Annotated in this window: 9 protein-coding genes; 4 read left to right on the forward strand and 5 right to left on the reverse strand. The window is 36.3% G+C overall.

The annotated features are described in order from the left end of the window. Positions 1-16: 16 nt before the first annotated feature. Complete coding sequence (locus K9M53_RS10930; protein WP_224014778.1) at positions 17-2566, reverse strand: ATP-dependent Clp protease ATP-binding subunit; 2550 nt, start codon at positions 2564-2566, stop codon at positions 17-19. 196 nt (positions 2567-2762) lie between these two features. Here K9M53_RS10930 and K9M53_RS10935 point away from each other — a divergent pair, with 196 nt between their 5' ends. From K9M53_RS10935 to K9M53_RS10945, 3 genes are all read left to right on the forward strand, one after another. Further along, positions 2763-3143 carry an STAS domain-containing protein gene (locus tag K9M53_RS10935; protein ID WP_224014780.1) on the forward strand — a complete coding sequence of 127 codons (381 nt, stop codon included), beginning with the start codon at positions 2763-2765 and terminating at the stop codon, positions 3141-3143. Between the two features lie 73 nt (positions 3144-3216). After that, positions 3217-4119, forward strand: a complete 903-nt coding sequence (locus tag K9M53_RS10940; protein ID WP_224014782.1) for a ribonuclease Z — start codon at positions 3217-3219, stop codon at positions 4117-4119. 14 nt (positions 4120-4133) lie between these two features. Next, positions 4134-4583, forward strand: coding sequence for an energy transducer TonB (locus K9M53_RS10945; protein ID WP_224014784.1), 450 nt, complete (start codon positions 4134-4136; stop codon positions 4581-4583). A 113-nt stretch (positions 4584-4696) separates the two neighbouring features. On the opposite strand, the gene K9M53_RS10950 is transcribed toward K9M53_RS10945, so the two are convergent. After that, entirely contained in the window at positions 4697-5986 is a 1290-nt protein-coding gene (locus K9M53_RS10950; protein WP_224014786.1) for a M43 family zinc metalloprotease, read from the reverse strand. Between the two features lie 330 nt (positions 5987-6316). Between K9M53_RS10950 and K9M53_RS10955 the strand changes: the two genes are divergently transcribed. Then, on the forward strand, positions 6317-7144 hold the full coding sequence (locus K9M53_RS10955) for a glutaminyl-peptide cyclotransferase (RefSeq protein ID WP_224014788.1): 828 nt from the start codon (positions 6317-6319) through the stop codon (positions 7142-7144). 30 nt (positions 7145-7174) lie between these two features. On the opposite strand, the gene K9M53_RS10960 is transcribed toward K9M53_RS10955, so the two are convergent. From K9M53_RS10960 to K9M53_RS10970, 3 genes are read right to left on the reverse strand one after another with little or no spacing between them, the layout of a single operon-like run. Then, complete coding sequence (locus tag K9M53_RS10960) at positions 7175-7840, reverse strand: hypothetical protein (RefSeq protein WP_224014790.1); 666 nt, start codon at positions 7838-7840, stop codon at positions 7175-7177. 54 nt (positions 7841-7894) lie between these two features. Continuing rightward, entirely contained in the window at positions 7895-9526 is a 1632-nt protein-coding gene (locus K9M53_RS10965; protein WP_224014792.1) for a TonB-dependent receptor, read from the reverse strand. Next, positions 9526-12555 carry a tetratricopeptide repeat protein gene (locus tag K9M53_RS10970; RefSeq protein WP_224014794.1) on the reverse strand — a complete coding sequence of 1010 codons (3030 nt, stop codon included), beginning with the start codon at positions 12553-12555 and terminating at the stop codon, positions 9526-9528. Before K9M53_RS10970 ends, K9M53_RS10965 begins: the two co-directional genes overlap by 1 nt. Positions 12556-12609: the final 54 nt, after the last annotated feature.

Here is a 12609-nt window from a genome sequence, read left to right on the forward strand (position 1 = left end):
AATTTATAAGAATTTATTATGCTTCTGCAGATTTAGATCCTTTCTTCTTTTCCACTTCTTTAATAGTGAATTTTATTTTTTGATCATCTTTGTTCAAGTCTGCTATCAAAATATCTCCTGCCTTAATGCTCATATTCAATATTTCTTCAGCTAAAGGATCTTCCAGGTATTTTTGAATTGCCCTATGTAAAGGCCTTGCACCAAATTGAGAGTCGTATCCTTTGTCTGCAATGAAGTTCTTTGCATCTTCGGTTAACTCTAATGTAAAGCCAAGATTTACCAGGCGGTTCATCACCCCCTTCATTAATATATCAATGATCTCGAAGATATTTTCTTTGGTCAAAGAGTTGAAAATGATCACGTCATCTATCCTGTTCAAAAATTCCGGACTGAAGGTACGTTTTAACGCTTTTTCAATAACTGCTTTGTTATTTTCTTCGCTGTTCTGCTGGCGAGCTGCCGTTGCAAAACCAACTCCTTCTCCAAAATCTTTTAATTGACGAACACCAATATTTGATGTCATGATAATCAGGGTATTTTTGAAATCTACTTTTCTACCTAATCCATCAGTCAATTGTCCATCGTCTAACACCTGTAATAAAATATTATAAATATCAGGATGCGCTTTTTCAATTTCATCTAACAGAATAACACTGTACGGTTTACGTCTAACCCTTTCTGTTAGTTGACCGCCTTCTTCATAACCAACATAACCGGGAGGTGCACCAATCAAACGGCTAACTGTAAATTTTTCCATGTATTCGCTCATGTCGATACGTATCAATGCATCTTCATTATCGAACATTTGTTTTGCCAACGATCTTGCCAATTCTGTTTTACCAACTCCTGTTGGACCTAAGAAGATGAATGTACCGATTGGCTTTTTAGGATCTTTCAACCCAACACGATTACGTTGAATAGCTTTTACCACCTTGCCAATAGCATCTTCCTGACCAATGACAGCACCTTTTAGATCTGTACCCATGCGGCGTAACTTTTCAGTTTCAGCCTGTACCATCCGTTTAACAGGGATACCGGTCATCATACTCACTACTTCTGCAATATCTTCTTCTTCTATCGGATAGCGTTTGTGTTTGCTTTCTTCTTCCCAATCATGTTTGGCTTTTTCCAATTGTTCCTGCAAACGTTTCTCAGAATCTCTCAATGAAGCAGCTTCTTCAAAACGCTGGCTTTTTACTACTTTATTTTTTTCAAGCTTAATATCTTCTATCTTTTTTTCCAGATCGATTACTTCCGCAGGAACATTAATATTTTTGATATGTTTTCTTGCACCTACTTCATCCATTACATCGATGGCCTTGTCCGGCAATAACCTATCAGTCATATAACGTTCACTCAACTTCACACATGCTTCAATGGCATCTTTGCTGTAAGTAACATTGTGATAATCTTCGTACTTGCTCTTAATATTCGAAAGTATCTGAACAGTTTCTTCAACCGAAGGCTGATCAACAATCACTTTTTGAAAACGCCTATCCAATGCACCATCTTTTTCAATATGCATTCTATATTCATCTAAAGTAGAAGCACCGATACATTGTAACTCACCTCTCGCTAAAGCAGGTTTGAATATGTTGGAAGCATCCAATGAACCGCTTGCCCCACCTGCACCTACAATAGTATGTATCTCATCAATGAACAAAATAACATCCCTGTTTTTTTCCAGCTCATTCATGATAGCTTTCATTCTTTCTTCAAACTGTCCACGATATTTTGTACCGGCAACTAAAGCAGCCAGATCCAAACTAACCACACGCTTATCAAATAATACACGACTTACTTTTCTTTGTACGATACGCAATGCCAAACCTTCCACTATCGCTGTTTTACCAACGCCGGGCTCACCAATTAAGATCGGGTTATTCTTTTTACGGCGACTTAATATTTGCGAAACTCTTTCTATTTCATTTTCTCTACCAACGATCGGATCTAATGAAGCTGTTTCTGCCAGGCGGGTTATATCCCTACCAAAGTTATCGAGTACGGGTGTTTTTGTTTTAGGTTGATTAGCTCCGCCACGTTGAGATTTTTGCTGCTGACCATATTGCTTTTTCTCATCGTCAAAATCATCTTCATTTTCTTCAGAAAATTCTGCTGTAGGAGGATTGCTCGTTACAAATCCCAATTCATTTTTGAAAATATCATAATCAACATCGAACTGGTTCAATATCTGCGTAGCAATATTTTCTTTATTTTTTAAGATCGATAACATTAAGTGTTCGCTTTCAACCATTGTACTTTTATTGGCTTTTGCCTCCAGTACAGTGATGCGAATAACTTTTTCTGCCTGCTTGGTCAATGGCAGTGAATTGATGTTTGCAATATTTTTCCCGGTCTTATCTTTTACTGCTACTTCAATCTCTTTACGCAATTCATATAAATCTACATTAAGCGATTTTAATATTTTGATAGCAGTATTCTCTCCATCCCTTATCAGTCCTAACACTAAGTGTTCAGTACCGATAAAATCATTCCCCAAACGCAAAGCTTCTTCGCGGCTGTAGGAAATTATCTCTTTTACTTGTGCTGAAAAATTATTATCCATTTAATTGAGGTTTAACTTTACAATAATAACGATTATTTCTACGATATAGTTTGCTGCGATTCTAAAATGTTAATATGTTCAAAACTCGAAAAATGCTCTGATCAAATTAGGAAAACTCTCCGACAAATCATATTGAATCAATCAAATATTTATCAAAAAGCCTTTACTTTACATCAACACAAACTGTAGCTACCGAATGAATGTCAAAATAGATACCAAAGAGAGATTTACTGTTATTACGCCGGAAGAAGAACAACTTACTGCTAATATGACAGCAGAATTAAAAGATCTGCTGCTTTCTTACCTCCAAAAAGACATACCACATATCATTCTAAACTTACTTAAAGTTACAACATTAGATGAAAAAACAGGAGAAGAATTGGCAATGTTGCAACAACAATTTTATGAGAACAGCGCATCTTTTGTAATTTGCGAATTGCAGGAAAAGGTTGAAAAACTGCTGGATGAAAAGGAGTTGTTGGAAGTAATGAATGTAACCCCAACTGAAAGCGAAGCCTGGGATGTTTTACAAATGGAAGAAATTGAACGGGAATTATTGGATAGCGGAGAAGAATAATTTTTTTATACGCAGCCTTTTATACTATGTTTTTGTCTTAGGTAAAAATTAATAACGCACACAATCTAAGCCTTTGTTAGCATTAACTATACTAGGAAACAATTCTGCAGTTCCTGCTTTTGGCAGAAACCCTACCGCACAGGTTTTACAAACCCTGGAAGAAACTTATTTGATAGATTGTGGAGAAGGCACTCAAATGCAAATGGCGAAATATAAGATCAGGAGAAGTAAGATAAGCCGCATTTTTATTTCGCATTTACACGGCGATCATTATTTTGGATTAATTGGTTTGCTTACCAGTATGAGTTTGTTGGGCAGAACGCAAGACCTGCACTTACATGCTCCCAGGGAACTGGAAGAAATAATCAACTGGCAGTTTAAAGTAGGTGCTGCCAAACTCTCTTATAATTTAATCTTTCATGCAATAACAGAAGATGGTTTAATTGCAGATGATAAAAATCTTACTGTACATGCTTTTAAAGTGAAGCACCGCATTGAATGTTTTGGTTTTTTGTTTAAACAAAAAACCAAACTCAGAAATATTAATGTAGAAAGAACAAAGGCTTATGAAATACCTACTTCTTTTTATCAAAAATTACAGCAAGGGGAAGATTATATCAATAAAAAAGGAACAGTTATTCCCAATGAAGAAGTAACCTTTGCTCCCATCCCTCCTAAAAGTTATGCTTATAGTGCCGATACTTTGTATTGCGAAGACATCATCGACAAAGTAAAAAATGTGGATTTGCTTTATCATGAAGCAACCTATTTAAAACTGCATGAAGAAAGAGCATTGCTACATTTTCATAGCACTACCATACAAGCAGCAACGATCGCTCAAAAAGCAGAAGTAAAAAGATTACTCATAGGACATTTTTCTTCTAAATATGAAGTGTTGGATGAATTCAGAAATGAAGCTCGTGAAGTTTTCCCCAATACCGACCTGGCTTTGGAAGGTATATGTTATAAGATCTAAAAAATTGAATTATTATGATAAAGATCATTTTGTCAATTTTCTTTTTTCTATTTACTATAAAAGGTTTTAGTCAGACTTTAACAAAAGACACTGTCATCAATGATCCTCCTATTGGGTGTGTAGATAATGACACCAGTAGGGTTTTTACAAAACTGGAAATAGAACCGGAATTTCCCGGCGGGGAAGAAGCGTGGATAGCTTATATAAAAACAAATCAGCATAAAGATCTTGCTGCATTAAATGGAGCGCCGGAGGGCGATTACACTGTTATGTTGATTTTTATTGTAAGCATTCACGGTGTTGTAGAAAATGTGCGGGCTGAAACACACAATGGCTTTGGAATGGAAGAAGAAGCAATAAGACTGCTTCAAAGCGGTCCTTTCTGGAAACCGGGAAGGCAGAACGGATGTATTGTAACAGCCTACAAAAGAATTCCTGTTAAGTTTGTTGTGCGGCAGCAATAACTACTCTAGTGCATAATCTATTTTAATAGTTATAGAAGCTGTTTTATTTATGGAGCTTCTATAAAAAGATCGGCTACAACTTGAAAAGTGATTACTTTTCTTTTTACAACTGCCTATTCCTTTATAACCTTAGTGGTGTACACATCTTTTCCGCTGCCAACACGCACAATATAAACTCCGCCAGCAAGATTGCTAACATTAAGTGTTGTAGTTGTTTGCGATAAAGTAGTGCTTAGTACTTCTGTGCCTACTGTATTGTATATACGAAGCGTTTGCGTATTTACTTTAGAGATTGTGCTACTGGTAATAAATAATTGAGAATGTACCGGGTTTGGATACACTTTAATTATTTGCGCAATAACGGTATCTACCGTAGTTTCTGCCGGAACTGTTGGTAAAGCGCCGCCTTGCGGTGAAGCCAGGCTGCTATCGCATTGGAAAGAAGTTAAGAATGAATTACGAACGCCATTTTTAGAGAATAATGCTCTCATTACTTTGACCTGCCCGATAGTAAACATATTCATGCAGGCATCGTCAGAAAAATCCATAAAATTCATGAACATATCTCCATTTGCATTAGGAGAGCAACTTGACATGTGAGGAAAGCTCGGACATCCGTAGTTATATGTTTCCTGCTGAGGAGTATCAGGAATGCTGTCATTACCACACTCATCATCGCCCCATATATGACGTAAACCCAACCAATGACCAATTTCATGCGTTGCTGTACGACCTTTATTGAAAGGAACACGTAACACGCCGGTTGTTCCAAATACATTATACGCTATCACTACGCCATCTCTATCCGCGGGTCCGCCCGGAGGGGTTGCATAACCTAAGCTACGGCTTACCAAATTACACACCCAAATGTTCAAATATTTTGTGCAATCCCATGCATCGTCACCACCCTGAGCAGCATATTTTACTGCATCATCTGTAGTAAACAATTGTGTAGAAGTGAATTTGCGAATGATACCGCTTGTTTTTCTTCCTTTAGGATCTACCTGTGCTAAACAGAAATTTATTTTAGCATCTGCAGCCACTGCTCTAAATGCCGCAGGTGTTAAAGCCGCATCTGCATTTTGGCGACGATAGTCTTTATTTAACACAGTCATTTGAGAAAGCACCTGTGCGTCGCTGATATTTTGTTGATCGGTATTATATAACACATGTATAACTACCGGTATGTTTATTATTTGATTAGGAATAGTATCATTTACAGCGGTTCCGGTTGGACGAAATGCCAACGTTGTAGCCTGTTGCTGAATTTTATTAATAGAAGATTGTAAGGAAGGATCTGCAGCGATCAATTGTTGAATATATTCAACAGTTCCGCAAACACGTTGCGCTTGTGCAGTTAGCAAACATCCAAGAAGAGCAATAGTCCCAAAAAACGATTTCATATAAAATTTCAAAAAGTCTTAAAAAATCCGAGTGCGTTGCAAACGGTTTATAAGGCTCCGCATAGGGTGGGAATATGCACAGGATACGAGGAATCGCTTAGGAGGATGAAGGACGATAAATTTATTGAGGATAATTGGTAATGAAGACTACTTCATTGCTCTGAAAAATAGGGTAACTTGTAGAAGAATGAGAAATACTACATTCAGAGGAGTAACAAAGATAAAAACATTTGCGGCATATGCAAACATTTAAGCCACAAATGTTTAAACAATAACATTTTACTTACCAAACAGTTATTATTTTTGTCCAACATATTGAAATTCACAGGAATGAATAAATATCTATTTTTAATAGGTTTAATTGCCTTAACTGCTTGCCATAACAATTCGTCAAATTCTGATGAATCTGCTCAAAATCAGCAAATTACGACTGTCAATAATATCCCTGTTCCTCCGGATATTAATCTAAATATTGTAAATGTATACCCGCACGATACCAGTTGTTTTACCGAAGGATTACAGGTGTACAACGGAAAGATGTATGAAGGAGCTGGAGACAATGAGAATTCTGCCCTGCAGATCTCTGATATAAAAACAGGCAAAGTGCTGCAACAGCATAAAATGGGCGCTGCCGATGTATTTGGAGAAGGCATTAATGTATTTAAAGGAAAGATATTTCAACTTACCTGGACCAGCCATTTTGTAAATGTGTACGATGTAAATGACATTACTAAAACCATTAAAACGTTTACCTGGCCGTATGAAGGTTGGGGAATGACAAACAATGGCACCGATCTGATCATCAGTGATGGATCCGCCAATCTCTATTTTGTAAATGCCGATGATTTTAAAATTAAAAGCACCATACAGGTAAATGATAACTTAGGACCCGTAGTTAAGTTAAATGAGTTGGAATATATTAATGGATATATCTACGCTAATGTTTGGCTTACTGATAATATTGTAAAAATTGATCCTGCTAACGGGCATGTTGTTGGTAAAATTAATTTAACCAGCTTGTTGGATAAATATGCTCCGGGACAAACGATCCCTGACAGAACGGATGTGCTAAATGGAATTGCGTATGACAGTACTTCTAAAAAAGTATATGTTACCGGTAAACGTTGGCCAAAGTTGTTTGAAGCTACGTTAAATTAAAATTCACCCTAGTAAAAACTTTACAACACCTTATTGTGTAACAGAATCGTAAGTTCCGACAGGGCTTTTGCTTGGTATACTAATTATATTCCCACTTGTTGATCCATTTTGAGAAATGTTAAATAACAATGCTCCTAACCCGATCACTCCAATTATTACTGCCGCAATCCACCAACGCTCCTTTTTGGGCAAAGGATTATCATTAATCAATAATGTGCTGTCGTGTTGTACAACAGTTTCAGGAAGGACATCTCTTTGTACTACAGATTTTGTTTCGGTATATGCAGCAGGTTGGTGTGATATAGTTTCTACTCTTACCGGTTGGTTAAAAATCTCTGCAACTTTTACACCCACAAAATTTATTTCTCCATTATTGCTTTTAGAGAATGTGCCAACACCTTCCAACGTTATATTGTTCTCTGTATCCAACAACATTTTTAAGTGCTGGCTTTCGGCGCTTAGTTCATTGAACACAGCAACTTTTTCATCATAGGGAGTAAATTCAATAACTTCAACCGGTGCTTTTATTTGATGTGTAAAGAAATCGGTATTGGCAGGAGTACGTACGATCTTTAGTTCACCAATACCAGGTAAAAAACAGTTTTTATTTCTAAAAAGATATGAAGCAATTGAATGTTGCATGGCGCTGACAAGGTGGCAAAGATAAGCGGGATAACTGATAATGGATACTTGCAAAATTGATAATTAAAAAATAAAGAAATTATCAATTTCCCATTCACTAATTATCTATTAAAAACTATACTTCGCCCCTATCAAAAAATTCAAGCCATACACAGGATAATTATGCCAGCGTTCATATTTATTATTGAGCAGATTATTGATATCGAGCCATCCACTCCACTGTTTAGTAATAGAATATTCTACTCCTGCACCCAGATCAGCTCCGCCGCTAAGTGATTTGTTTATATTACCGGGCAATAAGTAAGGAGCGCCGCCAAAAGCATAGAGGTCTGCTTTTAACAGTATTTTTTTATCCGCCCACCAACGTACGGAAGATTCCACTTCAATGGGCGATTGATGCCAGGCTTTAGTATTGTCAGTTAAACCGGTAAAGCCATTAATGGTTAAGCCTCCATTAAACGTAAACCGCTCTTTATTGATATAACTAAAGTCAACGTGTATGCGAAGATTATCTGCTTTACTTTCATTACGGATGTAAAAACTATTACCAATTATGGAATCGTTTACAAACAACGGAAGATTATGGTAAGTAACTAATCCTATCTTGGCATTAAAATTAAAGTGATTACCTACCGTTGCTTTAATGCCTCCATAAAATTCCGTTTCTCTTGTGTTAGTTTGCGATAATGGTGTTTGCAAATAAGGATTAACGCCTGATAAATATTGATAGGTATTCTTAATGATTTCCCCTACCCAACCTGCCTGTACCAAGAATATTTTATCCTTTACCGGAAATTCAACATTAATATCAGGTAATACATTCAATTGCGAGTTATCCCATGTTGGAGTAACGCCGGCTTGCACCGTAAACTTCTGTGCATCGTACACTACAGCAGGTGCTAATTGAAATACATTATTATGAATGGATACATTAGCCGGTAAATTCTTGGTGTCGTATGTAGTGGCGTCTGCGTTCAATGCCACTTTAACAGTAAACTTATCATTAATGGTTTTATCAACCGGTGCTTTAACAACTACCGTATTTTCTGTTACCTTATCTGCATTGCTGACAAAGCTAAATTGTATGTTAGGATTATAATTGATACCTGCAGCATTTACATCTTTATTGCGCAAGCCTGCATTTAAAATAAGCGTACTGTAACGTTGTTTAACCTCGTCTTTGCTAAAAGTATCTATTGAATGATCATATCCATATAAATAATAATTGCTTTGGTTGATAGCTGCTTTACCATAAAACTCATTATTGGCAGTAAAATAGCTGCCTGCTGCTTTTACATTGAATTGGGAATAATCCTGGTTGGCAATATTTCCCTTTGATGAAATATAATCAGCGTAAATATTTACTAATGATGTTTTACCATCTCCTAAACTAAACCCTGCTCTTGCATACGGAGTTGAATAATTACCGAATCCTACTTTAATAAAATTGCGGGTACCTAATTCCATTATCGTATCTGTCTGCAATGCCAAAGGTTTTAATGGTAAAGGCTGATAAGTATAAAATAAGTTTTGAGCTGGGATATTATATTGCAATCTTACTTTAGAAGTATCGGCACTTAAGTTAGATGCCTGGAAATTTATTTTCACCGCATTACGCAATACAGGTTTATACGATGACGTGATCTCTATCACCTGCTTGCGTGTTGTATCCTGTGCAACTGCATTGATCGTACTAACTGTACACAGTACACTAAATAAATATAAGGTTAGTCTTTTCATTAATTATCTAGTTTTGAACCGGACTTTTCTTCTGCAACTGCTTTGTCGTACTTCTGTTGCGCTTCCTGTTTTATTTCTGCAATAGTTGAATTTTGTGCTACACTTTGGTACGTTGCCTTTGCATTGAAATAATCTTTCTTCTGCATGAACACATCACCTATTAAGATATAAGCTTTGGTTAACCAATAATCATAAGATGGCGTTTCTTTAATAACCGTCTGCGCTGATTTTTCAGCAGCATTATAATTGCCCAAACTGAACTGACAATTTGCTAATTCATACCTTGCTTCTGCTCCCCAGGCGGATTTATTTATTGCTGCGCAGGATTTGAACGATGCCATTGCCCCATTACAGTCGTTTGCGGACTGTTGAGATTTACCCAATACTAAAAACGCCACCGATTTATCATCTGTGCTAATTCCTTTTTTGGTTAATAACTCTTTTGCTGCATCATTTGCCTGTGTATAATCTTTCAATTGATAATAACAACGAACTACTCCTCTCAAGGCTTCCAGTTTATTATCTTCATTTACCGCATTTGCTCTTAACAGGTCAAAATCCTTTTTAGCATTCTTATAATCCGTTAATTCAAAATAATTAATACGGGCTGCAGATAAGGTTGCCTTTTCGAAATACTTGCTGATACCTTGTGCACTTACAACCTCGTAATTTTTCAAAGCATTTTGCCAATCTTTATTTTGATTATAACATTCTGCTGAAAAATAATTTGCATCTAATACATAAGAACCGTTTGGATATTTGTTTAGATAATTATTGAACCCGGCAATAGAACCCTTACAATCTCCATTACTGTATTTTAATTCAGCCGCCGCATAGGTCAAAGAGTCCGCTTCTGACACAGAAATACTTTTGCCCATACTATTTACCAGCGTAACATATTCATCGGGTTTTCCTTCCTCTACATAAATGCTTTTAATATTGTCCAGCGCTTCATCGGCTTCGGTTGATTGCGGATATTGCTGTAGTAATGTTTTGTAATTAGTTAATGCTGAATTATTATCATTCAGGTTATAATAGCACAATCCTAATTTCAAATAAGCCGCTGGCTTATATCCGGTGTTATTGGTTGTAAGCAAATTATTCAAAGCAGGAATGGCGCTTTTAAAATCCTCGTTTGCCATATAAGTGTTTGCTATTTCCAGGTCTGCATCCGGCACCAAACTGCTTTGTGAATATTGACGCGTAAGGTTATTCAATATTTTTATTTTATCAGGAGAACTTTTTATTCCGGCTATCATTGCTTTCTGGAATAAAGCATAATCGCTTTGAGGCAATGCATTGTCCACAACATAACTATACATGGTATTGGCTGTAGAAAAATCTTTTATCATGTAATAGCAATCAGCGGTGCGTACATATGCATCTTGCTGTAATGTGGTAGAAGTGATCAATGGCTTGCCCAATGGCTCAAAATAAGTTAACGCCTGGCGATAATTTTCTTTCTTAAGCCAGCTATAACCTATATTATATTTTGCAGCGGTTGGCGTTGCTTCTCCTTGTGAAGGAACATTACTTTGTAAATACAACCCCGAAAAGCGAATGGCATCATCATATTTTCCGGTACGATAATCAATTTCTCCTTTCCAGAAATTCGCATACGGAGTAACGTTAGAGGCAGGCAATGCTACCAACTCATTAAACAGATCGTCTGCTGCATTTATTTGCTGATCGTTCAAATATTCTACCGCTCTTCCATATAAAATGCGTGGATACACTTTTTGCATAGAAGCGGTTGGCTTGGTAAAGGAACGATATAATGTGAGCGCATCATTAAAGTTGTTGGTATTTGCCAGCAATGCCACCAGCAGTTCTTTTGCTTCTGTTACATAGTCAGAATTAGGATAATCATTCAAAAATTTCTTCGTTTCATTTAGCGCAATATCCTGGTAGCCTAATTCATAAGAAAGTTTGGCATAATTAAATCGGGATATCTCCTGTTGTGCTTTATTACTGCTGTTCAATGCACAATATTGAAATGCATTCCTTGCATTTTCCTTTTGATTTGTTTTTAAATAGCAATCACCCAACAAATACATAGAGCTTTGTCCTAATGAATCTTTTTCATTGCTCAATTGTTTAAACCCATCAATTGCTTTATTCAACTGTCCATCTTTATAATAGCAATAACTTATTTCATATAGATTTTCCTTGCTTACTTTATTACTATTGTTCACATAATATTCCAAGTAGGGCAATGCTGTTTTAAAATCTCCTTTTTCAAAATATATCTGCCCCAACAATTGTTTCATTTCCTTATCGTAATACAAGCCGCCTTTTTGCAAAGCAGCTTCACCGTATTGTCTTGCTTTTTCTTTATCCCCTTGCAAATAATATATTTCAGCTACATAATAAGGAACTATGCCTTTATATTCATTTTCATTTTCTACTACCTGGAAAGCCTGTAAAGCTTCACTGTATTGATGTTTGTAAAAACAAATAAACCCATAATAATAATTAGCCGCCTTGTAATATTTATTATCAGGTAATTGATGAATTTCATTGAACAGCGGAAAAGCTTCATCAAAGCGTTTTAGATTAAAATAGCAATAGGCTTTTTCAAATTTTGCATCTGCAATTTCATCATTGGTCAGGTTATCTAATCCTGCCCGTTCATAATTAAATAATGCGTCCGTAAAATTTTCCTTTGCAAAATAATAATGTGCCAAATGAAAGCTCATTAATTGGTTACGAGGATCATTGTTTGTCCAATCAATGTAATGCTTTGCATCTTCAGCAGCGATCGGCAGTTGCAATTTCAATCCGCATACAATGTAGTAGTAATCGAAGTCTTCATTTAAATAAAGATGATTGCTTTTTTGGTTATCAAGATATTGTTGTTTGATCTCTTTAAACAACGGATAAGCCAACGCATATTGCTGTTGGATAAATAATTCCTTTGCTTCTTTGAATGCTTTTTGCGGATCGGTCACAGGAAAGGTTGCCTGTGAAAAAGCCGTACTGAAGACAATGGCAAAAAATATAAATAGAGAACTGAACTTTTTTATCATGTTCGTGTTAAGCCGGTTATTGATAAGTGTAAAAGTAAATATTAGTGCATACAC

The organism is Ferruginibacter albus, from assembly GCF_020042285.1.
Lineage (GTDB): Bacteria > Bacteroidota > Bacteroidia > Chitinophagales > Chitinophagaceae > Ferruginibacter > Ferruginibacter albus.

What these genes read in the sequence shown, in the direction of transcription:
- K9M53_RS10970 (WP_224014794.1), bottom strand. Translation starts at nt 12,555, where the DNA reads ATGATAAAAAAGTTCAGTTCTCTATTTATATTTTTTGCCATTGTCTTC.
- K9M53_RS10950 (WP_224014786.1), bottom strand. Translation starts at nt 5,986, where the DNA reads ATGAAATCGTTTTTTGGGACTATTGCTCTTCTTGGATGTTTGCTAACT.
- K9M53_RS10930 (WP_224014778.1), bottom strand. Translation starts at nt 2,566, where the DNA reads ATGGATAATAATTTTTCAGCACAAGTAAAAGAGATAATTTCCTACAGC.
- K9M53_RS10945 (WP_224014784.1), top strand. Translation starts at nt 4,134, where the DNA reads ATGATAAAGATCATTTTGTCAATTTTCTTTTTTCTATTTACTATAAAA.
- K9M53_RS10955 (WP_224014788.1), top strand. Translation starts at nt 6,317, where the DNA reads ATGAATAAATATCTATTTTTAATAGGTTTAATTGCCTTAACTGCTTGC.
- K9M53_RS10935 (WP_224014780.1), top strand. Translation starts at nt 2,763, where the DNA reads ATGAATGTCAAAATAGATACCAAAGAGAGATTTACTGTTATTACGCCG.
- K9M53_RS10965 (WP_224014792.1), bottom strand. Translation starts at nt 9,526, where the DNA reads ATGAAAAGACTAACCTTATATTTATTTAGTGTACTGTGTACAGTTAGT.